Origin of the sequence: Gemmatimonas groenlandica, from assembly GCF_013004105.1 — a bacterium.
GTDB classification, from domain to species: Bacteria; Gemmatimonadota; Gemmatimonadetes; order Gemmatimonadales; family Gemmatimonadaceae; genus Gemmatimonas; species Gemmatimonas groenlandica.
In genome coordinates this window covers 1,346,044-1,369,126 of sequence record NZ_CP053085.1, presented here as the reverse complement: position 1 = coordinate 1,369,126, position 23,083 = coordinate 1,346,044, and the positions used below count along the sequence as shown (strand labels likewise).

Sequence of the window (23,083 nt, the reverse complement as noted above, 5' to 3'; positions counted from 1 at the left end):
ATGCAGCATGCGGAAGCTACCAGAAGGACCGCCCGCGCTCAACTGCAAGTCGCACCCCGACTTGGACGAACTAACCGACTAAGCCAGTTTGGCCTGTCGCGCTTCGCGTCCGTATTTTCCGCGGCAGTTTCGACTATGTTTCGCGCCGATCGTGCGCTGCGGAGAGGACCGGGTGGTCCTATCCGGCACGGCTCACCCTCTTCCCTCCCGCCTCATGGGGCTCTGCTCTGACCGCTGGATCACGCGTATGGCGCGTGAGCACGGCATGATCGAACCGTTCGAAGACCGTCAGGTCCGCGAAGGCGTCATTTCCTATGGCGTCAGCTCCTACGGCTACGACATGCGTGTCGCCCGGGAGTTCAAGATCTTCACGAACGTGCTCAGCTCGATCGTCGATCCGAAGGCCTTCGACCCGAAGAGCTTTGTCGAGTTCGAGGGCGACGTCTGCATCGTGCCGCCGAATTCCTTTGCGCTGGCCCGCAGCGTGGAGTACTTCCGCATTCCGCGCAATGTGCTCACGCTCACCGTCGGCAAGAGCACCTACGCCCGTTGCGGCATTATCACGAACGTGACGCCCTTCGAACCCGAGTGGGAAGGCTACGTCACGCTCGAGATTTCGAACACGACCCCGCTTCCGGCGAAGATCTACGCCAACGAAGGCATCGCACAGGTGGTCTTCTTCACGGGGGACGAGCCGCCCGAGGTGTCGTACGGTGACAAGAAAGGCAAGTATCAGGGGCAGCACGGCGTCACACTGCCGCGCATCTGAGCTGACAGGGCTGGGCGGTGGCTGACTTCGCGACGGACTCAGCCGCCGCCGTAGATGTATCGGCAGCCCCGATCCTGCGCCTGCTGTAGCGTCACGATCATGGCTGGCACGACGTCGATGCCGGGTAGGAGACTCGCCCGCGCCTCGTCCGCGAAGGCCGTCCGCAGCGTGGCATCCCCTCGCTGCGCCTCCGGTAGGAAGCGCTGTCCGGACGCGCGGATGGAATTATTGCAGGCCAGAATGATCACGCCGCGCGCGACAAGCTGTGCCACGAGAGCGATGTTTGCGTTCCGCGAGCCAGGCATCTGAAGCGTCTCGCCGATCGGATACTTCCCCCAGAGCACATCATTGAACAGCAGACCGATGGCTCGGCCGTTCAAGCCCACAACCACGCTACTGTCGGCATCGGTGAGGCCATACGCGCTCTTCTGCGTATCGAGAAAGGTCTGCGCCCAGCGCAACGCGATGCCGTCACTCGCCAGGTGCGAATGAAACACCACGCGGTGCTTGCCCTTCAGACGTGAGATCCACGGATCATCCGTCGCCGCGAGCAAAGGAGCACCGGGTGCGAGCGGCCGCTCGAGCGCGTCAGCAGAACGAGGAGCCGCGAAACCGAGCGCGGCACCGACCGTCACCACACGCGAAAGGAACGTGCGACGACCCGAGGTCGAGGGAGTGTCGTGCGTCATAGCAGTGCTCAGCGACGAGAGAGGAGTGAATCGGGAGAAACCCGACGAGCCAAGAGCGGACGATCCGGCGGCATCGGCTTTCCGGCCGCCGCCGCTGCGGTCGTCGCGTACGCCACGTCGACCGGCGGGTCCCCCTTCGGCCAGTCGCGCTCCTTGCCGGGATGATCCTGGCGCGGCCGCGTCAACACGAACGCGGCGATGTCGGCGGCTTCCTGCGCGGTGAGCGTGTCCGCGTGATCGAACGGCATGTTATGGCGAATGAATGTGGCGAGCGTATACTGCCGCGCCATGCCGGCGCCGATGGCGTAGCTCTCACTTCCCCACACCGCTGGCGCCGCCATCGCAGGCACCCCCGCCCCGCCGGCACCGTGGCAGCGGGCACACTGCCCCGCGTAGCCGATGTCGCCGCGCGCCGCGACCCCAACCAGCTTCACGGAATCGACTGGCGCCGGACGAGGTGACGACCGCATCGTCTCGAGATACGCCAACATGTCACGCATGTCCTGACCGTCTTCCGGCAGCATGCGCCCCGCCAAGCTGCGCGCGATGCACTCGTTCACGCGACGCGCCAACGTTTCTTCATAGCCGGGACGTGCGCGATAACGCGGATACCGCGCGGCGGTCCCCTGCCACGACATCGCGGTCGGCCGTGTGCCGTTGTCGAGATGGCAGCTTACGCAGCGCAGCGCATTGCCGCTGTGCTCCGGCAGCGAGTCGCGAAAAGCCGTCACCAGCGCGAGGCCGCGTTCCGCGTTGCCTGCGGTGGGAGCCGGAGCGTGCTCGGCGCACCCGATCAGGAGCGGCGTCAGCAGCAACGAGACGATCGAGCGAAAAAGAGAGGGAGCTCGCATACTCCAACATACGACAAAAATCGGGGGCGCGTTGCCGAAGCGACGCCCCCCCGATCTCGCAGCCACTCAGACCCAAATCGATCAGCTGGCGCTAGCCGCCTTGGGCTCCTGCCGCTTGGCGCTCGCCACGAGATAGTCTCGATTCATCTTCTTGATCACGTCGATACTGATCTCCTTCGGGCACGCTTCCTGACACTCACCGACCAGCGTGCAGTGTCCGAAGCCCTCGATATCCATCTGCTCGACCATGGCCAGCGCGCGCGTGTCACGCTCAGGCTGCCCCTGCGGCAACATGCCGAGGTGCGTGATCTTGGCCCCGGTGAACAGCGATGCCGACGCGTTCGGGCACGCGGCCACGCAGGCGCCGCAACCAATACAAGCCGCGGCGTCCATGGCCTCCTCGACCGTGTCCTTGCCGATCAGAATCGAGTTGGCATCACGCGCGCCGCCGGTATTCACCGACACGTATCCGCCCGCCTGAATGATGCGGTCGAACGATCCGCGATTCACTACCAGATCCTTCACGATCGGAAACGCCGATGCGCGCCATGGCTCGACCGTGATGATGTCACCGTCCTTGAAGGCACGCATGTGCAACTGACACGTAGCCGCACCGGCCCATGGCCCATGCGCCTGCCCGTTGATCATCATCGAGCACGAACCGCAAATGCCTTCGCGGCAATCGTGAGCGAAGGCGACCGGCACCTTCCCTTCCGTCGTGAGCTGCTCGTTGAGCAGATCGAACATCTCGAGGAACGACATGTCCGCGCTGACACCATCGAGAGTGTACGTCTCGAGCTTGCCCGGAGCCTGCGAGGCCGGCTGACGCCAGACGTTCAGTGTGAGCTTCATTACTTGTAGCTCCGGGTGGAGAGGTGCACGTTCTCGTACACCAAGGGTTCCTTGTTGAGAATCGGCGCGTTGCCTTCGCCCGCGAATTCCCAGGCGGCCACGTAGGCAAAGTCGTCGTCGTTTCGCTTCGCCTCGCCAGCGTCCTGGTATTCGACGCGGAAGTGACCGCCGCACGATTCTTCGCGGGCCAGTGCATCGCGGCACATCAACTCACCGAGCTCGATGAAGTCCGCCACGCGTCCGGCGTTCTCCAGCGCCTGATTCAAATTATCGCCACTGCCCGGCACGTTCAGGTTGCTCCAGAACTCCGCCTTGAGCGCCGGGATAAGCTCCAGCGCCTTGGTCAGTCCCTCTTTGGTGCGCGCCATGCCGCAGTACTCCCACATGATCTTGCCCAGTTCCTTGTGGAAGGAGTCGACCGAGCGCTTACCCTTGATGTCGAGGAAGCGCTTGGTCTGCGCGCGCACCGACTCTTCCGCCGCCTTGAACTCGGCGTGCGTGTTATCGACCTTGGCCAGCTTCGTACCGGCGATGTAATCACCGATCGTGTAGGGCAATACGAAGTAGCCATCGGCCAGTCCTTGCATGAGCGCGGATGCACCGAGACGGTTCGCGCCGTGATCGGAGAAGTTCGCCTCGCCGGCGACATGCAGGCCGGGGATGCTGCTCATGAGGTTGTAGTCCACCCACAGGCCACCCATCGTGTAGTGCACAGCCGGATAGATACGCATCGGCCGCTCATACGGATTCTCATCCGTGATGCGCTGGTACATGTCGAACAGATTGCCGTACCGTTCGGCAATCGTGTTCTTGCCAAGCCGCTTGATGGCATCGGCGAAGTCGAGATACACGCCGAGGCCGCCCGGGCCAACGCCACGGCCATCGTCGCACGCTTCCTTGGCGGCACGCGACGAAATGTCACGCGGCGCGAGGTTGCCGAAGCTCGGATACTTGCGTTCGAGGAAGTAGTCCCGCTCCGCCTCTGGGATCGCCGAGGGCTCGCGATTGTCGCCGCGCTTGATCGGCACCCACACGCGGCCGTCATTCCGGAGCGATTCTGACATGAGCGTCAGCTTCGACTGGTGATCGCCGCTGACCGGGATGCACGTCGGATGAATCTGCGTGTAGCACGGGTTGGCGAATGCCGCACCCTTCTTGTACGCGCGCCACGTCGCTGTCGTGTTCGAGAGCATGGCGTTCGTGCTGAGGTAGAACACGTTGCCGTACCCGCCCGTGGCGAGCACCACGGCATCGGCCGCATGCGACGTGATCTTGCCGGTGAGCAGGTTACGCGTCACGATACCGCGTGCATGCCCGTCGACGACGACGACATCGAGCATTTCCTCGAACGTGTGCATCTCCACGCCCTTGAGCGACACCTGACGCTCGAGCGCCGAGTACGCACCGAGCAGCAGCTGCTGACCAGTTTGACCACGGGCGTAGAACGTACGCGAGACCTGGGCACCGCCGAAGGAGCGGTTGGCCAGCAGACCGCCGTACTCACGCGCGAACGGCACACCCTGGGCAACGCACTGATCGATGATGTTCACCGACAGCTGCGCGAGGCGATACACATTGGCTTCACGGGCGCGGAAGTCGCCGCCCTTGATCGTGTCGTAGAACAGCCGACGAATGGAATCGCCGTCGTTCTGATAGTTCTTGGCGGCGTTAATACCACCCTGCGCGGCGATCGAGTGCGCGCGGCGCGGCGTGTCGTGGTACACGAAGCACGACACCTTGTACCCGAGCTCCGACATGGTGGCCGCCGCCGACGCACCGGCGAGGCCGGCACCGACCACGATCACGCTGTGGCGTCGCTTGTTGGCCGGGTTCACCAACTTCATCGAGAAACGATGCTGGTCCCACTTTTCCTGGAGGGGACCGCTCGGAATCTTCGCGTTCAGGTCGAGCATATCAGTGGGTCTCCGCAGCGGGCGTCGCCAGCGCAGTGGCCGCCGACGATTCGGCAAGCGGTGGTGCCGGCGCAAACTTGCCGAGCACGGCGGCAATCGGGATGATCATGAAACCGGCGGCGACGATGATCGCGATGGCCAGCGCCACGCGACGCTTCAGCGGATGTGCCGACGGTCGGGCTACACCCAGCGTGCGCACGACGGCCCAGCTGCCGTGATACAAGTGCAAGCCGAGCGCGGCCATCGCCAGGACATAGAACGCCGCCATCAGCGGATTCGACAATAGGATGCGTACGTTGTTGTACGGATCGAGGTGTGTGAAGTCCGGATGAATCGCGCCGATCGTGAGCTGCAGCAGGTGCGCTACAATGAAGACCAGCAGCAACACGCCGCCCCAACGGATCGTGCGCGCGGCGAACGTGGTGACCTGCGGACGGCGATCCGCGTACCCTTCCGGGCGGGCGGCGCGCGACAGCATCGTGAGCTGGTACGCGGCCACCGCATGGAGAACCACCGCGGCAATGAGCGCCACACGAACCGCCCAGAGCAACGGCATGCTCGTGCGCAGCAGGAGCGCGTAGTGATACATGGCCTCCTGCCCCTTGAACATGAGCAGATTGCCGGACATGTGGCCAATGACGAACAGGATCCCGATGATCCCGGTCACCGCCATCACGATCTTCTTGCCGATCGTGCTTTGCCAGAAACGCGAGAGAACGTACATAGGCTGGGTCAGAAGAAGAAACCGGCGCGTTCACCGTGGTGATCGCGCCGGTCCCGTCAGAATCAGAGGGAGATCACGGACATCGGCTCGCGCACAGCTTGTGCGGAGCGTTCGAGTGCGGCGCGCTCGTCGTCGGTAAGGTCGATTTCGAGGATCTTCTCGAGACCGTTGCAACCGAGCTTGCAAGGCACGCCGAGGAACAGACCCGACAAGCCATACTCACCTTCGAGCCACGCGGCACACGGCAAGATGCGCTTGCGATCATGCACGATCGCTTCGACCATCTCCACAGCACCCGACGACGGCGCATAGTACGCCGAGCCCGTCTTCAGATACTTCACGATCTCGGCGCCGCCATCGCGCGCGCGCTGCACGATCGCGTCGAGCTGCTCGCGCGGCATCAGCTGCGTGACCGGGATGCCGCTGATCGTGGTGTAGGAAATGAGCGGCACCATCGTGTCGCCGTGTCCGCCAAGCACCATCGCTTGAATGTCACGCACCGACACATCGAGCGCTTCGGCGATGAACGACCGGTAGCGCGCCGTGTCGAGCACGCCGGCCATGCCGATCACGCGCTCGCGCGGGAAGCCCGTCACCTGCTTCGCGACGTAGCACATCACGTCGAGCGGGTTCGAGACCACGATGACGATGGCGTTCGGCGACGTGGCCTTGATCTGCTCAGACACCGACTTCACGATGCCCGCGTTCGTGTTCAGCAGGTCGTCACGCGACATCCCCGGCTTGCGGGCGATACCAGCGGTGATGACGACGATGTCCGATCCGGCGGTTTCCTCGTAGCCGTTCGTGCCAATGACGCGCGTATCGAATCCTTCGACGGGCGCCGACTCCCACTGGTCGAGTCCTTTGCCCTGCGGGATGCCGTCGACGACGTCGACCATCACCACCGTGCGTCCAAGCGACTTCTCGGCGATGCGTTGCGCCGTCGTGGCGCCGACATTGCCCGCGCCAACGACCGTGATCTTATTGACCATGTTGTGCCGGTTCTCCGAACGGGTGTCCGAGCGAAGTGAAATGATGCGGAGGGCGAAGCGCGAGCTAAATCGCGGTTAGACGGTTAGTCACACATCGTCGCTGCGAAGAGGACAGCAATCGCAACATAGAGGGCTGCACCGACGCGAGCAACACGAGCGGCCACGCTGATACCGAGAATGCCCGCCGAGCGGTTAGCCGCCGACCTGACTGAGCGCCCGCAGACCGCCTACGCGCATCTGGAGGAGCTCGTGGGCCTTTGGCTTCTCGGCCAACGCCTGGAGAAACAAAGGCGCGAGCGGCGTACCGCTGCGGATCGCATCGCGCAGCAGAACTTCATGGTCGCCGAACAAACAGGTGCGTAGTCTCCCGTCGGCCGTGAGGCGCACGCGGTTGCACCGCTCGCAGTACGTGTGTGTCATCGGCGTGATCACGCCAACGGTGCCGGCCGCGTCGGGATAGCGGTAGTAGACCGCCGGTCCGTTCCCGCGCGCCGGTCCGGAATCCGGCTGCAACGCGTCGACGGCACGAATGCGGGCGAGCACCTCATCCGTCGGGACCACGTGATCGAAGGTCAGCTCGCGCAATTCCCCCACCGGCATGAGCTCGATGAAGCGCACGTGCCAAGGATTCTCGCGGGTCAGCGCCGCAAAGTCGGCGATCTCGTCGTCATTGATCCCACGCATCACGACGACATTGATCTTGATCGGTCCAAGTCCTGCGTCCTGCGCGGCCTTGGCCGATGCGACCAAATCGAAGTGGAGATCGCGACGCGCGATCTTGACCACACGATCGGGACGCAGCGAGTCGGCGCTGATGTTGACGCGATCGAGACCCGCGTCAGCCAGTTCAGCGGCCATCGTCGGCAGCTTTACGCCGTTGGTGGAGAGCGCGATATCCTCGATCCCCGGGATGTCGCGTAACATGCGTACCAGCGTGGCAAGTTGCGGTCGGATCGTGGGTTCGCCGCCCGTAATGCGAAGCCGTCGCAACCCCATGGGCGCGAGCTGCCGCACCACATCGGCGATCTCCTCGTAGCGCAAAATCTCCGTTTTCGGCAGCCACGGGAGTCCTTCCAGCGGCATGCAGTACTGGCAGCGGAAGTTGCAGCGATCGGTGACGGATATGCGCAGATACTCGATCTTCCGACCGAACTGATCATGCGACTCACCGAGCACGGGCGTCGGCATAACGGGTGCGCTCATGCGCGCACCTTCGTCGGATCGATCCACTCGCGATCACCGCTCACGTAGTGCTCGCGCTTCCAGATCGGTACGCGCTGCTTGAGCGCTTCGATCACGTCGCGTGCTCCGTCCATCGCTTGCGCGCGATGCGCGTGCGCTGCGACGATCGCGACGCTTGCCTCACCGATCTCGAGCGTACCGACCCGGTGCTCAACCACCAACCGCAGGCCGGCGGTACGCGCGCACGTTTCTTCCGCGATTGCCCGTAGCTCCGACTCCGCCATGGGCGCGTAGGCCTCGTACTCCATACCGCTTACCGGTCGTCCGTCGTTCAGATCACGCACGGTGCCCAGGAACATCGACACGGCGCCGACACCCGGCGCCTGCGCGCGCGACAACAGCGCTCCCACATCGATCGGCGTCGTGACGATCGCCACATGCAACACACCATGCGCAGACATCGTCATCCTCCCGCCACCGGTGGGATCAGCGCGATCTCATCGCCGACCTGCACGGCCGAGTCTTCGCGCACCCAGGTGCGATTCACGGCAACTAATGGCGCCGCCGGCAGCCGATCCCCACCGGGCATCGTTCGGATGACGCGCACGAGGTCGGCCACTTGGCAGGGCGCCTCGAGAGGTACCTCGAGGCGACGGGCGCCAAAAGCGTCGGCATACGAAGCGAACAGCAGGACGGGAATGCTCATGTCGTGTACAAGATAGCCCTCGGTACCGCGTTCGGTTCCGTGAAACTACACAAACAGCAGCGCCCCGCTCGCGTGACGCGCGGCGGGGCGTTGCATGGCGATGCGATCGTGCGACGACGGCGAGTTACGCCTCGTTCATCTCGTCGCCTTCTTCGTCCTCGAGCATGCTCTCGTCCACGCCGGCCACCATCGCCCGCAGCTCCTTGCTCGGCTTGAAGACTGGGACAGGACGCGCTGACACCTCGACGGGGGAGCCGGTGCGCGGATTTCGCGCCATCCGCGTCTTGCGCTGCCTGATCTTGAACGTGCCGAAACCACGCACTTCGATATTTTTTTGCTCCTGAAGGGCTTCCTTGATCGCGTCAAGAAAGGCGTCAACCACCCGCGCACAATCCTTCTTAGAGATGGTCGGTCCGGCCGTCCGCGCGATACGCGCCGTGACGTTCTCAACCAGATCGGCTTTCGTCATGGACTCTACCAAGGGGTCGACGTGCCGTCCCAGTGTCGGGAGCTGCTGGCACGCATCGAAGATCAAGCGAAGGAAGCGAACGTATGACCTTAGTGCTTATCAGTCAAGCGTTTGGGTCACTTCACTGACGACGATTTCTAAGGGCCTCGAGAAACCGATCGAACAGGGGGACCGCATCGTGTGGTCCCGGCGCCGCCTCAGGATGGTACTGCACCGCGAAGATCGGCAGCGTCCGGTGACGCAACCCTTCGACGGTGCCATCGTTGAGGTTGACGTGGGTAATCGCGAGATCCGGTGCCCCCTCGACTCCCTCGACTGAACCCACCACGGCGAAGCCGTGGTTCTGCGAGGTGATGAGCACCTTGCCGGTTTCCAGATCCTTGACCGGCTGGTTTCCCCCCCGGTGTCCGAACGGCATCTTCTCGGTGCGTGCCCCGAAAGACAAACCGATCAGCTGATGACCGAGACAGATACCGAACATGGGCGTCTTGGTCGCCGCGATCTCACGAATCGCTGCCGGCGCGTAGATCACCGCGTCCGGATCCCCCGGACCGTTGGACAGGAACACCCCGTCCGGGTTCATCGCGAGCACGCGGTCGGCTGGGGTATCCGACGGCACCACGGTCACACGGCAGTCGTGTGCCTCGAACAAGCGCAGAATATTTCGCTTGATCCCATAGTCATAGGCCACGACGTGATAGGTGGCGTCGGGTTTCCCCCAGGAGTAGACCTCCCGGGTAGACACCACCGTCGCCAGATCGAGCCCTTCCATACTCGGGCAGCCTTCCAGCACCGCCAGCGCTTCGCGGGACGGCGTGTCACCAACCCCGATGACGCCACGCATGACTCCGGCGGAACGGAGATGCTTGGTGAGGCGACGCGTGTCGACCTCGGTCAGCACCGGTACCTGATGCTCCTCGAGCCATTCGCGCAGGCCGCCGGTGGCGCGCCAGTTCGAGTAGGTCGGCGAGAGCTCACGAACCACGACGCCCGCGACCTGGGGCTTCGCCGATTCGGGATCTTCGGTGTTCACGCCGTAATTGCCGATCTGCGGAGCCGTCAGCACGACCGTCTGTCCGCGATACGAGGGGTCGGTGAAGACCTCCTGGTAGCCGGTCATGTTCGTAGTGAAAACCACTTCCGCCACGGTGGGCGCTGTCGGTCCGACGAGTCGGCCGAGAAAAAGGGTTCCGTCCTCGAGGAGGAGGAACCCCTTGGGAGGCAACGTGCTCACGCGTCGGTTACGGCTGCTTGGCGGGTGCCGCCGGCGCGGCCGGAGCGGCGGGCTGCTGCGTCAGCGGCGCGGCGGGAGCGGCACCGCCAGCGGGCGCGGACGACGGCGCGCTCGGCGTCGCCAGCTTGTCGAGCACCGACTTGGGCGACGTGCCACGCGAGGACATGATCTGCAGAATGAACGCGAGGCCGAGGAACAGGCCACCACACCACCAGCTCGCCTTCGTGAGCAGGTTGCCCGCCTGACGCGTGCCGATTACGGAGTCAGACGACGAGCTGGCCCCGCCAAAGCTGGCCGCCAACCCACCGCCCTTACCGGACTGAAGGAGCACGGCGATCGCCAGAATGATCGCGTCGAGGATGAGCAGAGTCAGCAGGAACGTGTACATGTCACGAAGCCGGAATCGAGTGCGTTCTGAGTGCGCGAAAGTCGCGCCAGCCTTCAAACATGGCTGAGGAAATGTGCCGAGGCAAGTCCTTCCCCACCCAACAGTTGCGACGAATTGGGTAGGTAGTGGGAAAGACTCAGCTACGAACGATGCTCGCCCAACTGTCGGCGTCGAGCGACGCACCGCCCACGAGAAGCCCATCAACATCCGCTGCCGACAACAGCGTCGCCGCGTTCCCTCGGTTTACCGACCCGCCGTACAGAATGGGAACGCCCGCTGCCGCCTTCTCTCCCAAGCGACTGCCAAGTGCGGCGCGGAGCACACTGTGAATGGCGCTGGCGTCCTCAGGGGTGGCCGTCCGCCCGGTACCGATGGCCCACACTGGCTCATACGCGAGCATGATCCCAGCCGCCTGACTGTCGTCGAGCTCGGCGAGACCCGCGGTCAACTGACGTTCGACGACCGACGCCGTAGCCCCCGCTTCGCGCTCTTCCAGTGTTTCGCCGACGCAGAGCATCGGGACGAGACGCGCCTGGCAGATCAACGCCATCTTCTTGGTCGTCATCTCGTCCGTTTCGCCGAAGACGTGCCGACGCTCGGAGTGACCGACCAGCACCACGCGAGCGCCCACATCACGTGCCATCAGCACCGAGTTTTCGCCGGTGAACGCGCCCTGCGCCTCGGAGTGGACGTTCTGCACGCCCACCCAGATGTCCGGTCGCTCGCGCAGACCATCCACGACCGTCGTCACCGTGATGGCCGAGGGAAAGAAGACCAGCGTGCGGTCGTTCATCTTCGGCGCCTGCGCGAGGAAGCGCTGGAGAAACGCTTTCGCGTCGGTCGGGCCGTGATTCAGCTTCCAGTTGGCGGCGATGACGGGCTTGTGATGCATGAGCGGTAGAAGACCGATGAAGTGTGAAGTAGGGGAGGCGCGCGAATCGCGGATCGGAGATCAGCGAAGGTCGAGCGCGGAGACGCCAGGCAGGTCCTTCCCCTCGAGGAACTCGAGCGAGGCGCCGCCACCCGTCGACACATGCGACATCTTCGACTCGAGCCCGGCTTCGGCGACGGCAGCGGCGGAATCGCCACCGCCAATGATCGTGGTCGCCCCATGATCGGTGGCCACCGCCATCGCCCGCGCCACCGCGAAGGTACCCGCGTCGAACGGCGGCTTCTCGAACACGCCCATCGGTCCATTCCAGAGCACCGTGCGCGCCGACTCGATCAAGGCGCGGTACTGTGCGACGCTGGCCGGGCCGATGTCGAACATAGCCTCGCCGGCCGGAATGGACTCACGACCGACCACGCGCGCGTCGCTTCCCGCGTCCATCGACGGCGCGATCATCGCATCGACCGGCAGCACCAGCTTGTCACCAGCTCGCGCCAGCAAGTCCTTCGCCATCTCGAGTCGATCAGGCTCGACCAGCGAGTTGCCGGTTTCGCAGCCCATCGCGCGAAAGAACGTGCAGGCCATCGCGCCGCCGATCAGCAGGTGGTCGACCTTCGGAAGCAGCGCCTCCACCACGTCGATCTTCCCCGAAATCTTGGAACCGCCGAGAATGGCCACGAACGGACGTGCCGGCGCCGCGAGCGCGCCGCCGAGATAGGCGAGCTCCCGCTCCATCAACAAACCTGCAACCGCAGGCCGGCAGTACTTCGCCACGCCGGCGGTGCTCGCGTGCGCGCGATGCGCCGCACCGAACGCGTCGTTCACGTACAGATCGCCCAACTCGGCAAGCTGCTGCGAAAGCGCGTCATCGTTCTTCTCCTCGCCGGCGAGGAAGCGGGTATTCTCCAGCAACAGGACTTCCCCGTCGGCAAGCGCATGTGTCGCCGCGACGGCAGCCGCACCGATCGTCTCGCCGAGAAAGTGTACGGGGCGCGGGAGCAATTGCTTCAGCCGAGTAGCAACGGGGGCCAGTGAATACTTGGCCTCCGGCGCTCCCTTGGGCCGTCCGAAGTGCGCCAGCAACACCACCTTCGCACCCTGATCGAGCAGGGTCGTGATCGTGGGCAGCGCGGCCGTGATACGGGTGTCGTCGCTGACCGCACCGGCCTCGTCGAGCGGCACGTTGAAGTCGACGCGCACGAGGGCGCGCTTGCCAGCAAGGTCGGCAGCGGAAAGATCGCGAATGGTGCGAGTCGTCATGGCGGGAAATTACGACGGAAGTGATGTCGCGAGCGAACGGCCCAGCGACGCACGAGCCCCGGCACGCAGGCACCGGGGCTCGTGAACGAACACGCGAACAGGTTGAACGAACGACCGCGTGCGAACGCCCGGAGCGCTTAGAGGCGAGCGCCGACGAAGCGAAGCATGTCGACGCATCGCGACGAGTAGCCCCACTCGTTGTCGTACCAGCCGGAGATCTTCACGAGCGTGCCGTCGATGACGATCGTGCTGAGCGCGTCAAGTGTGCACGAATGCGGATCGCCGACATAATCGATGGAGACCAGCGGCACCTCGCTGTAGCCCACGATGCCAACAAGGGAGGTCTCCGAGGCGCTCCTGAACGCCGCATTGACTTCTTCCTTCGTGACCTTGCGCTCGACGACGCACGTGAGGTCGGTGAGCGAGACATCGGGCGTCGGCACGCGCACGGCGATACCATCGATCTTGCCCTTCACTTCCGGAATCACGAGCGACGTGGCCTTGGCGGCACCCGTCGTCGTCGGGATCATCGACACGGCGGCTGCACGGGCGCGACGCAAGTCCTTGTGCGGAAGATCGAGGATGGACTGATCGTTCGTGTAGCTGTGGATCGTCACCATCGATCCGTGCACAAAGCCGAAATTGTCACGGATGATCTTGACCATCGGCACGAGACAGTTGGTCGTGCACGACGCATTGGAGATGATGTGATGCGACGCCGGATCGTACTTGTCGCTGTTCACACCCATCACGATCGTGATGTCTTCGTTCGTGGCCGGTGCCGAAATGATGACCTTCTTGGCGCCCGCGTCCATGTGCTTCTTGGCATCGGCGGCCACCGTGAAGCGGCCGGTCGATTCGAGGACGATGTCGACGCCCATTTCGCCCCAGCCAAGCTTGGCCGGGTCGCGCTCGGCCAGAATGCGGATACGATCACCGTCGATCGTGATGCTCTCGGCATCATGACTGACCTCGCCGTCGTAGCGCCCGTGCACCGAGTCATACTTGAAGAGGTGCGCCAACGTGGCGGTGTCAGTGAGGTCGTTGATGGCAACGAAGTCGAGGTCAGCGACGCCCTGCTGCTTGGCGGCGCGAAGCACCTGGCGGCCGATGCGGCCGAAGCCGTTGATGCCTACGCGAATAGCCATTCGTGTCAGTTCCGGAGGAAGTCGTAGTCAGAAACGGCACGGTCGCCCGGTTCAGGCGCACGTCCGAACGTCACACAGGAGATGATGCGCGCGCCGCCGTCCGCCAGAGCCTGAGCGCACGCGTTGATCGTCGCCGCCGTGGTGATCACATCGTCAACCAGCACGATGTGTGCCCCCCGGAGACGCGTATGGGCGCGACCTACCGCCACGAACGCACCGGAAACGTTGCTTGCCCTCTCCAACGGTGTCAACCGCACCTGCGATCTGGTGTTGCGATTGCGCTCGAGCACGTCGGTCCACACTGGTATCCGCCATTCGTCGGACAGGGCACTGGCGAGTCGTTCCGCCTGATTGTAGCCGCGTTCACGCTGTCGGGTGATCGAGAGCGGCACAGGTACGAGCGCCGAGCGCTCGCGCACCACATCCGGCGGCCATTCCAGACGGGCCATGCGTCGGGCCATCGGCTTCGCGACGGCGTGCCATCCGTCGTACTTGAGCGCGTGGACCAGCGCCGCGCCCGTCCCTTCGTCCATACGGCACACGGAGCGCACGGCACGGATGGTCGGCGCCAGCCGGCTGCACCAACGGCACGGCGGGATCACACCCGAGGGGCTGGCCTCGACCGGCAACGGCATCGACGGCGACAGGCGAGGCTGCCCGCAACGTCCGCACTGGGGCCAACTGAGGCGCACCACCCGGGCCAGGCACGCCTGACAGACGATGCCATCGGCGTCTGCGCGGTGCAACGAACGGCAAATGGCGCAGGCCGACGGCAGCAGCAGGTCCACCATGCCCTGCGCCGTCTCTCGCGCCACACGTGCGACCGCCGCGAACCGGCGTTCGGGACGGCGCCGCGGTTCGTCACGGCCCGTCATGGACTGCCATGGGTCGGTGGTGCGGCGTCGAGCGCCCCCCACATCGTCTCACGCGGAGCCGGTACGTCGAACCACGTTTCGAAAGCCGAGGCCCCCTGCTCCACGAGCATGCGGAGCCCGTCTTCGGCACGATGTCCGGCCTCGCGGACGGCGGCGATCCACGGCGTGAGTCCGCGTCGATACACCAGATCGAAGACGGCACAGCGAGCAGGCAGGAATGCGACCGGCATCGGAAGCGCGTCGTCGCGCAGGCCGATCGGCGTCGCATTGATGACCAGGCCCGCACGGCGAACGACTCGCTCGATCGCGTCGGGCGGCACGATCTCGGCGGGAATGGATAGGCGTTCCGACAAAGCGTGCGCACGCGCGGTGGTCCGGGCCACAATCGTGAGGCGGTGATAGCCCAGGGAGTGGAGCGCAACCAATGTCGCCGCCGCCGACCCACCGGCGCCGAGAAGCACGACGGATGTGTCACCTGCCGCGGAGCTGTCCACCGGGAGGAGCGCACGAATCGTGGCGGCCGCGCCGTCGACATCGGTGTTATGGCCGATGAGATCGCCCTGCTCCGTCCAGAACGTATTCACGGCGCCGGTTCGAAGCGCGACTGGCGTGCACCTCGCGACCAGCGCGGTCGCCGCTTCTTTGTGCGGGATCGTGATGTTCCCGCCTGCCCCCTCCGCCGCGAGTCGTCTCAGCGCGTCGGCCAGCCCATCGGGCGCGACGTCCTCCCGGTCGTACACGAGGGGAATAGCCGTCTCGAGCAACGCCGCGTTCTGGAAGACCGGTGAGAGCGAGTGCGCCACCGGGTGACCGAGGATGACCAGACGCGACGGGCGCTCCGCCGCACGGACCACGCGCTCCTGACGATGCTCCGTCACGGGCAACGACTCAGTGCGCGCTGCGGGAACGATCAGCGACGATCCGATCGAGCACGGGGCCGATGGCTTGCTCGAGCTCCACGAACGTGGCACGGTACACGTCGAGGTCACCACCGAACGGATCACTTACCGGACGAGGCGTGCCACCGGAGAAGTCGGTCAGGAGCCACGATCGGCCCGTGCCGCCAAGCGCCTCCGCCCGATCGAGATGATGCGGGCCCATGGTGAGAATGAGCTGCGCGCCGCTCACGAGTTCTTGCGCGAGCGGGCGCGATCGATGATCGCCGAGATCGATGCCATGCTCGAGCGCGACCAACAGCGCGCCGTCGGACGCCGGCGCATCGGCCCACGCACTGGTGCCGGCGCTTCCCACCGTGAGATCCGTGATGCCACGATCGGCAATCATCCGCCGCGCGATTGCCTCGGCGAGCGGACTGCGACAGGTATTACCGGTACAGACGAAGAGCAGATGCATGCGTAGCGCGCCCCTCGGCGTTTGCTAGGTATCGCCCACGAGATCCGGCACGCATTCACGCAACTGGATCGCTGTCAGTACTCCAGGGCGGATCACACGAGCGCGACGGCCGGTGCAATCCACCACCGTAGACGAGCGCGACGGCGCCAGCCGACCCCCGTCGAGCACGTGCAGCAGTCCGCGATGAATTGCGTCGGGCCACTGCTGTACAATTTCAGCGGCCGTCATCGCCGGCGGAACCCCGGGTCGATTCGCGCTCGTACTCGTGATCGGCTCGCCGTAGGCTGCGAGGAGGCGCTGCAGCCCGACGTGCGGCGTCCACCGTACCGCCACACCACCCTCCGGTCCGCGTAAGCGCGGCGACACGCGCTGATCGCCCCCGCGGAGCACCAGCGTGAGCGGTCCAGGCCAAAAACGAGCCGCCAACGTCGAGGCATAAGTCGGCAGATGTAGATCGAGTCGCGCAATCTGCGCCGGATCGTTGATGAGCAGCAGGAATGGCTTTCCCGGCGGCCGACCCTTCAGCTGCACCAGCGCTTCGACGGACTCGTGGTCGACGGCCGTTCCGAAGCCGTATACGGTCTCGGTCGGGTACGCGAGGACGCGCCGTTCGCTGAGGTGCACAATCGCATCACGTAGCGCCCCCTCGACCTCGACAGGAGACCAGAAGGGCACGGTGAGCGCCTCACGATGCACCGACACGGCCGCCTACTCCGGCAGCAGGCTGAGAGCGTCGGCGCGAGCGAAATCGACGTCCTCGGTGATCTTCATGCCGCGTTCGCTACCACGTACCACAACGACGGGTAACCCGAGGCGCTCACACAGCCCGGCGTCGTCGGTCGCCCCGACGCCATCGCGCCGCGCCGCGATGTGCGCCTGCTCGAGCATCGTACGCGGAAACGCCTGCGGTGTTTGCGCGCGCCACAGATTCGTGCGATCCACCGTGCGTACGATGCGGCCGTCGGCGTCGACTTCCTTCAGCGTATCGACCACGGGAAGCGCCGCTACGGCGCCGTGCCCTTTGCGAGCTTCGGCGATCACCCGGTCGATCGTGGCATCCGTCACCAGCGGTCGCGCCGCATCGTGGACAACGGCGATGACCACCTCCTCGGGGAGATCTTCGAGTCCGTTCACGACGCTTTCGTGCCGCTCGCGACCGCCCACCGATACCAACAACCGGTCCACATCGCACTGGAACAGCCACGGCGGCGGATCGGCCGCGTACGCCTTCGGCAGCACCACCACGACGATCGCCACATCGGGGCGCGCCATGAACGACTGCACACTGTGCAGCAGCGCCGGCTTTCCCGCCACCCAACGGAACTGCTTGAGCTCCGCACTGCCCGTGCGCGAGCCTGAGCCACCGGCCACGATCACCACGCCGACGTCACGAACGACACCATCATGTGCGATGGCCTCGTCGCCTCGTGACGTGATCACTGGCGGCGGAATCACGCGGCGCGGCGCTGCTGGCGACTCACTCATGTTGCATCCTTACCGACCGTTTTTTGTAGCACATCCGCCAACGTCCGCACGCCAACCAGCGTGATGTCACCCGGCACACGTCGCGGGATCGCACGGTCCGAGAGATAGGCACGCGTCATACCGAGCTTTGCCGCTTCGGCCAGGCGCCGCTCAACCTGCGACACCGGACGCACTTCGCCTCCCAGCCCGACTTCGCCGAGGAAGATGGCCTGCGCCGGGAGCGGCTTGTCGACCACGCTCGAGGCAATGGCGGCCACGATGGCAAGATCCACGCTTGGCTCCTGCACGCGCATACCGCCGACGATGTTGCAGAACACGTCGAGATGCGCACACGAAAAGCCGCCACGCTTGTCGAGCACGGCCAGCAGCAGTGCCAGTCGGCGCGCGTCGATGCCGTTCGCGACGCGTTGCGGTGTACCGAACCCGGCCCGCGCAGCGAGCGCCTGCACTTCCACGAGCACTGGTCGCGTGCCTTCCATGAGAGCGCAGACCGCACTTCCGCTGGCCACGTCACGTCGATCGCCGAGAAAGAGTGCCGACGGATTCTCCACGGGAATCAGTCCCGTGCCAACCATGCGGAACACGCCGATCTCGTCGACCGAGCCGAAGCGATTCTTCGTGGCGCGCAGCACGCGATGATCGAGCGTCCCATCGCCTTCGAAGTACAGCACGGTGTCGACGATGTGCTCGAGCGTTTTCGGACCGGCAATCCCGCCGCCCTTGGTCACGTGACCGATCACGAACACGGCCGTCCCTGTGTCCTTCGCAAAGCGCATGAGACGCGCAGCGCACTCGCGTACCTGTCCCACGTTGCCCGGTGCGCCTTCGAGCAGCTCGGTGTGCACAGTCTGAATCGAGTCGACGATCAGCACACTGATGCGCCGACCGTCGGCCGCCGGCTGCGATGCCGTGGCGAGAATCGTTTCGAGTGACGTTTCCGTGAGCAGCGCGACCGACGATGCGTCCTCTGCCAACCGATCAGCGCGCAGTCGCACCTGCAGCGCGCTCTCTTCGCCGGACACGTACAATGTGGCCAGTCCGGCGTTCTCAAGTCGAGCGGCCACCTGCAGCAGCAGCGTGCTCTTGCCGATACCGGGCTCGCCGCCCACAAGCACCATGCTGCCGGGCACAAGGCCACCACCAAGCACGAAATCGAACTCGTTGAGCTGCGTGGTCCAGCGCGGCGTATCTGCCGCCGTAACTCGACCGAGGGTGACCGTCGCGGCGGCGATGCCGGGCACACTCCGCGCTGCCGTGCGCTTGCTGGTCGGCGCGTTGGAGACCATCTCTTCGCCGAGGGTATTCCACGCGTCACAGCTCTCGCAGCGTCCCGCCCACTTGGGAAACTCCGCGCCGCATTCGGTGCAACGATAGACCGTCTTCGCCTTAGCCATTACCGCGAAATCAGAAGGGCGTCCCGCCGAAATCATCGGCGCCCTTCACCAGCTTCGGTCCGCCGAAATCCGACTTCGGTCCACCAAAATCGTTGGGCGCTTGCCGGGCCGAAAAGTTGTCGAAACGCGTGTACTGCTTGTGGAAGTACAATCGCGCGCTGCCGATCGGACCGTTACGCTGCTTGCCGATGATGATCTCCGCACGTCCCTCGAGGTCCGGATCCTTGAGTCGGCCATTCTCGTCGCGCTCAGCGTACACTTCCTGCCGGAAGATGAACATGATGACGTCGGCGTCCTGCTCGATGGCGCCGGACTCACGAAGGTCGGAGAGCTGCGGACGTCCCTTGTCATCACCGGTGCGTTGCTCCGGCGCACGCGACAGCTGCGACAGCGCCACCACCGGCACGCCGAGTTCCTTCGCGAGCGCCTTGAGGCCGCGCGAGATCTGGGAGACTTCCTGCTGTCGGTTCTCGACACCGGCAGGCCCCGTCATGAGCTGCAAGTAGTCGACGATGATGAGCCCGAGGTCGTGTTCGGACTTGAGTCGCCGCGCCTTGGCGCGCATGTCGAGCAGGGTGATGCCGGGCGTGTCGTCAATGAAGATGGGCGCATGGCTCAGGATACCAGCGGCCTGCGCCAAACGTGGCATCGATTCGTCGAGCGCCCTACCGCCTTTACGCAACGCCTGCGCGTCGATGAGCGCCTCCGAGGCGAGCATACGCTGCACGAGCGACTCCTTGCTCATTTCGAGCGAGAAGAACGCCACCGGCACCTTGGCCGTTATGGCAGCGTGCTGTGCGATGTTGAGCGTGAAGGCGGTCTTACCCATGGACGGACGCGCGGCCACGATCACGAGGTCTGCCGGCTGAAAACCGGAGGTCATGAAATCGAGTTCATTGAACCCGCTCGGCACACCGGTGATGGCCGCCTCGCGTTGCGCGAGCAGCTCCAACTTCTCCATCGCCGGCCAGAGCAGCTCCTTGATGCGCGAGAAGCCGGTCCGTTCTCTCGTTTGGCTCAACGAAAAGATGCGTGATTCCGCCGAGTCGAGCAGATCCGACGCAGCCGTGCGTCCTTCGAAGGCCTCCGATACGATTTCGGTCGACACTTCGATGAGTCGGCGCAGCAGGGCGCGCTCTTTGACGATGCGCGCATGATACTCCACGTTCGCGACCGTCGGCACGGCATCGAGCAGAAATCCGAGATACTCGCGGCCACCGGCGTGTTCGAGTTCACCGCGGCGCTCCAGTTCATCGGCGAGCGTGAGCGGATCGATGACGCCGCCGCGCTCCGTTATCGAGATCATGGCGCGGAAGAGGCGACGATGTCCCTCGCGGTAGAACATCGTGTCGTCGACATGCTCCGCCGCACGCATCACGGCGTCGGCGTCGAGCAACATGGCGCCGAGCACGGCCTGCTCGGCCTCCTCAGACCAGGGGGGCCGGCGTTCCTTGAACGGATCGCGCGGGGCCGGGGTGGCAGTATTGGGGACGACGAGACTGGTCATGGAGCGGTTGAGTCCGCGCTGGCAGCGCGCGATGCATCGAGAATGCGACGGGCGAGCTTCACATCGTCCCACGTGGGACGCTTCCACGCTTCGTTGCGCAGCAACGCCGCCGGATGGTACGTGACGATGAGCGGGACGCCGTGAAACCGGTGTATGCGGCCCCGCAGCGCACCGATACCGGTGGTGGTCTGCAGGAGCGTCTGCGCCGCGAATCGACCGAGCGCCAGGATGACGCGCGGGCGCACGAGTTCGATCTGTCGCAGCAGGTACGGCTGGCACGCGATGACTTCATCCGGCAGCGGATCGCGATTGCCTGGCGGCCGATGCTTCAGCACGTTGCAGATGAAGACGTCCTCGCGCGACAGCTGAATCGCCCCAAGAATCTTGGTCAGCAACTGGCCGGCCTCGCCGACGAATGGCCGACCTTGTTCATCTTCGTTTGCTCCCGGCGCTTCGCCCACGCAGAGCAGTTCGGCCTGTGGATTTCCTTCGCCCGGTACGTGATGCTTGGCTGACTTGTACAGCGCGCAGCGCGTGCAGCTGGCCACGTGCTGGGCGATCTCCTCGAGGGTGGGCAGACTGGCCACCTCGGGTGCCGCATCGATCACACGCAGTCGGCCGGCTTCGATCCCGAGTGGGAGTTCAAGCGCCGACAACCACACCGGCAGATCTTTCACCGGCGTATCGGCCATCGTCGTGTTCGCGGCCGGAACTGGATTGGTTGCTCCGGCACCAGCCCCAGCAGCAGTCGCGGCAGACGTCGTCGGCACGATTGGGGGCGGAGCCAACGCATCACTTGGCCGCATTGCGCCGGCATTGCGCAACGCCTCACGCCAGTCGGTCGTCGCGCCTCGATCGAAGCGCACGCCGGGCTCGGGCGGCGGCGCGACCGGCGCCGACGGCAGATCACTCGGCGCTTCGGGCGGTGGCGCGTCGGCGTCCCGCTCGACCGGTGTCCGCACTTTCGATTTTGTAGCCGGCGCTGCAGGCGCGTCGGCAATCTTCGGCGCGGACGACTTCGCGCCGACCATCTTCATCACGTCCTCGACGGAGAGGCTATCCAGCACGAGCTCAGACTCGCCCAGCTCACGGCGCTGCTCGAGATACCGGCGGAGACGATCCTTAGCGTCCATGCAGCAGCACCTCAACGCGGTCGAGAATCTGATCCGCTACCTGCGTTTTGCTTTGCAGCGGAAGCTGTTCTTCGCGTCCGTCCGCGTGCACGATCGTCACACGATTCGTATCAACGCCAAAACCGGCACCGTCTTCGAGCGCGTCATTGGCGACGATGAAGTCGAGCCCCTTGTCGACCAGTTTGCGACGCGCCTCGACCCGGGCATCGCCCGTTTCGAGGGCGAAACCCACGGTCACGCAGGACGCTGGGCGCGACTCTCGGGTTGTGGCGAGAATATCATCGGTGCGCACGAGCGCGAGTGCATCGCCAGCGTCTGCCTTCTTGATCTTGGTGCTTGCCGGCAACGCCGCGGTAAAATCCGCAGGAGCTGCGGCCATGACGAGCGCGGCAGCGCCAGGCAGCGCCTGCGACACGGCGTCACGCATCTGCGACGTCGTCTCGACGGTGATGATTCGTAAACCAGGAGGCGTGGCGACATCGAGTGGGCCAGCAATCAGCGTAACATCGGCACCGCGTCGCCATGCCGCAGCGGCAATCGCCACGCCCATTTTTCCGCTACTCCGATTCGAAAGAAAGCGCACCGGATCGAGGGGCTCACGCGTCGGACCGGCCGTGACGACGATGGAGCGACCTTCCAGCACCGTCGGCGGCTCGAGCAATCGCGCGCAGTACGCCACAATGGTCTCGGGTTCCGGCATGCGGCCGGGGCCACTGCCCTCGCCGACCGCGAGCGCGCCGTTGTCGGGATCGAGCACGTGGTATCCAATTTCCCGCGCCGCGTCAGCGTTGCGCCGCACCTGGGGATGCGCCCACATGCGATCGTTCATCGCCGGAACGAGCAGCGCCGGTGCGCTCGTCGCAAGCAAGCAGGCCGACAGCAGATCATCAGCGTGCCCACCGACCGCGCGCGCGAGAAAATCAGCGGTCGCTGGTGCCACGACCACGAGCTGCGCCGCGCGGGCGAGCTTAATGTGATCGAGCGCATGCCCCGGCGCGATGAGCGCGGTGTGCACCGGCCGGCCGGTGAGGGCCTCGAACGTGATTGCGCCGATGAACTCCGATGCCGCGCGCGTGAGCACCACGTCGACCTCGGCACCAGCCTGCGTCAGCAGGCGCGCCAGCCACGCGGCCTTGTAGGACGCGATGCCGCCGGTGACCCCGAGCAGAATGCGCTGACGGTCGAAAGGACGCACAGGAGCAGGCGAGGGCGCTGAGGGGAGAGAAAAGGCGCCGCGCCGGGACGATCGTCACGGCGCGGCGCGGGGTCC

At 65.0% G+C, this 23,083-nt stretch carries 25 protein-coding genes; 1 reads left to right on the top strand and 24 read right to left on the bottom strand.

Annotated elements, in window-relative coordinates:
• Positions 1-214: 214 nt before the first annotated feature.
• Positions 215-769: a dCTP deaminase gene (gene dcd, locus HKW67_RS05730; protein WP_171224474.1), complete on the top strand. Its 555-nt coding sequence runs from the start codon at positions 215-217 to the stop codon at positions 767-769.
• A gap of 38 nt (positions 770-807) precedes the next feature.
• On the opposite strand, the gene HKW67_RS05725 is transcribed toward dcd, so the two are convergent.
• The 24 genes from HKW67_RS05725 to coaBC form a co-directional block, all read right to left on the bottom strand.
• Positions 808-1,458, bottom strand: coding sequence for a DsrE family protein (locus HKW67_RS05725; RefSeq protein ID WP_171224473.1), 651 nt, complete (start codon positions 1,456-1,458; stop codon positions 808-810).
• 8 nt (positions 1,459-1,466) lie between these two features.
• On the bottom strand, positions 1,467-2,309 hold the full coding sequence (locus HKW67_RS05720; protein WP_171224472.1) for a c-type cytochrome: 843 nt from the start codon (positions 2,307-2,309) through the stop codon (positions 1,467-1,469).
• A gap of 81 nt (positions 2,310-2,390) precedes the next feature.
• Positions 2,391-3,161 (bottom strand): succinate dehydrogenase/fumarate reductase iron-sulfur subunit, encoded by a 771-nt coding sequence (locus tag HKW67_RS05715; protein ID WP_171224471.1) that lies wholly within the window; start codon positions 3,159-3,161, stop codon positions 2,391-2,393.
• Positions 3,161-5,074, bottom strand: a complete 1,914-nt coding sequence (locus HKW67_RS05710; RefSeq protein WP_171224470.1) for a fumarate reductase/succinate dehydrogenase flavoprotein subunit — start codon at positions 5,072-5,074, stop codon at positions 3,161-3,163. The genes HKW67_RS05715 and HKW67_RS05710 overlap by 1 nt, the downstream gene beginning before the upstream one ends.
• 1 nt (position 5,075) lies before the next feature.
• The gene (locus HKW67_RS05705) at positions 5,076-5,798 is read right to left on the bottom strand and encodes a succinate dehydrogenase cytochrome b subunit (RefSeq protein ID WP_171224469.1); all 723 of its coding nucleotides are present in this window, start codon (positions 5,796-5,798) and stop codon (positions 5,076-5,078) included.
• 62 nt (positions 5,799-5,860) lie between these two features.
• Entirely contained in the window at positions 5,861-6,790 is a 930-nt protein-coding gene (gene mdh / locus HKW67_RS05700) for a malate dehydrogenase (RefSeq protein ID WP_171224468.1), read from the bottom strand.
• A 192-nt stretch (positions 6,791-6,982) separates the two neighbouring features.
• A complete protein-coding gene (moaA, locus tag HKW67_RS05695) occupies positions 6,983-7,993 on the bottom strand; it encodes a GTP 3',8-cyclase MoaA (protein WP_206044617.1) in 1,011 nt (336 codons plus the stop codon).
• Positions 7,990-8,433 (bottom strand): molybdenum cofactor biosynthesis protein MoaE, encoded by a 444-nt coding sequence (locus HKW67_RS05690; protein ID WP_206044616.1) that lies wholly within the window; start codon positions 8,431-8,433, stop codon positions 7,990-7,992. The genes moaA and HKW67_RS05690 overlap by 4 nt, the downstream gene beginning before the upstream one ends.
• A 2-nt stretch (positions 8,434-8,435) precedes the next feature.
• Complete coding sequence (locus HKW67_RS05685; RefSeq protein WP_171224466.1) at positions 8,436-8,678, bottom strand: MoaD/ThiS family protein; 243 nt, start codon at positions 8,676-8,678, stop codon at positions 8,436-8,438.
• A 124-nt stretch (positions 8,679-8,802) separates the two neighbouring features.
• Positions 8,803-9,147, bottom strand: a complete 345-nt coding sequence (locus HKW67_RS05680; RefSeq protein WP_171224465.1) for an HU family DNA-binding protein — start codon at positions 9,145-9,147, stop codon at positions 8,803-8,805.
• 121 nt (positions 9,148-9,268) lie between these two features.
• Positions 9,269-10,381, bottom strand: coding sequence for a glutamine-hydrolyzing carbamoyl-phosphate synthase small subunit (gene carA, locus HKW67_RS05675; RefSeq protein ID WP_171224464.1), 1,113 nt, complete (start codon positions 10,379-10,381; stop codon positions 9,269-9,271).
• A gap of 7 nt (positions 10,382-10,388) precedes the next feature.
• A complete protein-coding gene (gene secG / locus HKW67_RS05670) occupies positions 10,389-10,769 on the bottom strand; it encodes a preprotein translocase subunit SecG (protein ID WP_171224463.1) in 381 nt (126 codons plus the stop codon).
• 136 nt (positions 10,770-10,905) lie between these two features.
• On the bottom strand, positions 10,906-11,661 hold the full coding sequence (gene tpiA / locus HKW67_RS05665) for a triose-phosphate isomerase (RefSeq protein WP_171224462.1): 756 nt from the start codon (positions 11,659-11,661) through the stop codon (positions 10,906-10,908).
• A 60-nt stretch (positions 11,662-11,721) separates the two neighbouring features.
• The gene (locus HKW67_RS05660) at positions 11,722-12,918 is read right to left on the bottom strand and encodes a phosphoglycerate kinase (protein WP_171224461.1); all 1,197 of its coding nucleotides are present in this window, start codon (positions 12,916-12,918) and stop codon (positions 11,722-11,724) included.
• A 137-nt stretch (positions 12,919-13,055) separates the two neighbouring features.
• Positions 13,056-14,066, bottom strand: coding sequence for a type I glyceraldehyde-3-phosphate dehydrogenase (gene gap / locus HKW67_RS05655; protein ID WP_171224460.1), 1,011 nt, complete (start codon positions 14,064-14,066; stop codon positions 13,056-13,058).
• Between the two features lie 5 nt (positions 14,067-14,071).
• Positions 14,072-14,941, bottom strand: coding sequence for a ComF family protein (locus tag HKW67_RS05650; RefSeq protein WP_171224459.1), 870 nt, complete (start codon positions 14,939-14,941; stop codon positions 14,072-14,074).
• On the bottom strand, positions 14,938-15,819 hold the full coding sequence (locus tag HKW67_RS05645) for a shikimate dehydrogenase family protein (RefSeq protein WP_171224458.1): 882 nt from the start codon (positions 15,817-15,819) through the stop codon (positions 14,938-14,940). Before HKW67_RS05645 ends, HKW67_RS05650 begins: the two co-directional genes overlap by 4 nt.
• Before the next feature lie 10 nt (positions 15,820-15,829).
• Positions 15,830-16,294, bottom strand: a complete 465-nt coding sequence (locus HKW67_RS05640; RefSeq protein ID WP_171224457.1) for a low molecular weight protein arginine phosphatase — start codon at positions 16,292-16,294, stop codon at positions 15,830-15,832.
• Between the two features lie 24 nt (positions 16,295-16,318).
• On the bottom strand, positions 16,319-16,996 hold the full coding sequence (locus HKW67_RS05635; RefSeq protein WP_171224456.1) for an L-threonylcarbamoyladenylate synthase: 678 nt from the start codon (positions 16,994-16,996) through the stop codon (positions 16,319-16,321).
• Between the two features lie 6 nt (positions 16,997-17,002).
• Positions 17,003-17,779: a 2-C-methyl-D-erythritol 4-phosphate cytidylyltransferase gene (ispD, locus tag HKW67_RS05630; protein WP_171224455.1), complete on the bottom strand. Its 777-nt coding sequence runs from the start codon at positions 17,777-17,779 to the stop codon at positions 17,003-17,005.
• Positions 17,776-19,173, bottom strand: a complete 1,398-nt coding sequence (gene radA, locus HKW67_RS05625) for a DNA repair protein RadA (RefSeq protein ID WP_171224454.1) — start codon at positions 19,171-19,173, stop codon at positions 17,776-17,778. Before radA ends, ispD begins: the two co-directional genes overlap by 4 nt.
• A gap of 10 nt (positions 19,174-19,183) precedes the next feature.
• Positions 19,184-20,680, bottom strand: coding sequence for a replicative DNA helicase (gene dnaB, locus HKW67_RS05620; protein WP_171224453.1), 1,497 nt, complete (start codon positions 20,678-20,680; stop codon positions 19,184-19,186).
• Positions 20,677-21,813: a uracil-DNA glycosylase gene (locus HKW67_RS05615; RefSeq protein WP_206044615.1), complete on the bottom strand. Its 1,137-nt coding sequence runs from the start codon at positions 21,811-21,813 to the stop codon at positions 20,677-20,679. The genes dnaB and HKW67_RS05615 overlap by 4 nt, the downstream gene beginning before the upstream one ends.
• Positions 21,803-23,008 carry a bifunctional phosphopantothenoylcysteine decarboxylase/phosphopantothenate--cysteine ligase CoaBC gene (coaBC, locus tag HKW67_RS05610; protein ID WP_171224452.1) on the bottom strand — a complete coding sequence of 402 codons (1,206 nt, stop codon included), beginning with the start codon at positions 23,006-23,008 and terminating at the stop codon, positions 21,803-21,805. The genes HKW67_RS05615 and coaBC overlap by 11 nt, the downstream gene beginning before the upstream one ends.
• Positions 23,009-23,083: the final 75 nt, after the last annotated feature.

Coding starts and splice junctions, on each gene's coding strand:
- dcd (WP_171224474.1), top strand. CDS start 215: ATGGGGCTCTGCTCTGACCGCTGGATCACGCGTATGGCGCGTGAGCAC.
- HKW67_RS05725 (WP_171224473.1), bottom strand. CDS start 1,458: ATGACGCACGACACTCCCTCGACCTCGGGTCGTCGCACGTTCCTTTCG.
- HKW67_RS05720 (WP_171224472.1), bottom strand. CDS start 2,309: ATGCGAGCTCCCTCTCTTTTTCGCTCGATCGTCTCGTTGCTGCTGACG.
- HKW67_RS05715 (WP_171224471.1), bottom strand. CDS start 3,161: ATGAAGCTCACACTGAACGTCTGGCGTCAGCCGGCCTCGCAGGCTCCG.
- HKW67_RS05710 (WP_171224470.1), bottom strand. CDS start 5,074: ATGCTCGACCTGAACGCGAAGATTCCGAGCGGTCCCCTCCAGGAAAAG.
- HKW67_RS05705 (WP_171224469.1), bottom strand. CDS start 5,798: ATGTACGTTCTCTCGCGTTTCTGGCAAAGCACGATCGGCAAGAAGATC.
- mdh (WP_171224468.1), bottom strand. CDS start 6,790: ATGGTCAATAAGATCACGGTCGTTGGCGCGGGCAATGTCGGCGCCACG.
- moaA (WP_206044617.1), bottom strand. CDS start 7,993: ATGAGCGCACCCGTTATGCCGACGCCCGTGCTCGGTGAGTCGCATGAT.
- HKW67_RS05690 (WP_206044616.1), bottom strand. CDS start 8,433: ATGTCTGCGCATGGTGTGTTGCATGTGGCGATCGTCACGACGCCGATC.
- HKW67_RS05685 (WP_171224466.1), bottom strand. CDS start 8,678: ATGAGCATTCCCGTCCTGCTGTTCGCTTCGTATGCCGACGCTTTTGGC.
- HKW67_RS05680 (WP_171224465.1), bottom strand. CDS start 9,147: ATGACGAAAGCCGATCTGGTTGAGAACGTCACGGCGCGTATCGCGCGG.
- secG (WP_171224463.1), bottom strand. CDS start 10,769: ATGTACACGTTCCTGCTGACTCTGCTCATCCTCGACGCGATCATTCTG.
- tpiA (WP_171224462.1), bottom strand. CDS start 11,661: ATGCATCACAAGCCCGTCATCGCCGCCAACTGGAAGCTGAATCACGGC.
- HKW67_RS05660 (WP_171224461.1), bottom strand. CDS start 12,918: ATGACGACTCGCACCATTCGCGATCTTTCCGCTGCCGACCTTGCTGGC.
- gap (WP_171224460.1), bottom strand. CDS start 14,066: ATGGCTATTCGCGTAGGCATCAACGGCTTCGGCCGCATCGGCCGCCAG.
- HKW67_RS05650 (WP_171224459.1), bottom strand. CDS start 14,941: ATGACGGGCCGTGACGAACCGCGGCGCCGTCCCGAACGCCGGTTCGCG.
- HKW67_RS05640 (WP_171224457.1), bottom strand. CDS start 16,294: ATGCATCTGCTCTTCGTCTGTACCGGTAATACCTGTCGCAGTCCGCTC.
- ispD (WP_171224455.1), bottom strand. CDS start 17,779: ATGAGTGAGTCGCCAGCAGCGCCGCGCCGCGTGATTCCGCCGCCAGTG.
- radA (WP_171224454.1), bottom strand. CDS start 19,173: ATGGCTAAGGCGAAGACGGTCTATCGTTGCACCGAATGCGGCGCGGAG.
- dnaB (WP_171224453.1), bottom strand. CDS start 20,680: ATGACCAGTCTCGTCGTCCCCAATACTGCCACCCCGGCCCCGCGCGAT.
- HKW67_RS05615 (WP_206044615.1), bottom strand. CDS start 21,813: ATGGACGCTAAGGATCGTCTCCGCCGGTATCTCGAGCAGCGCCGTGAG.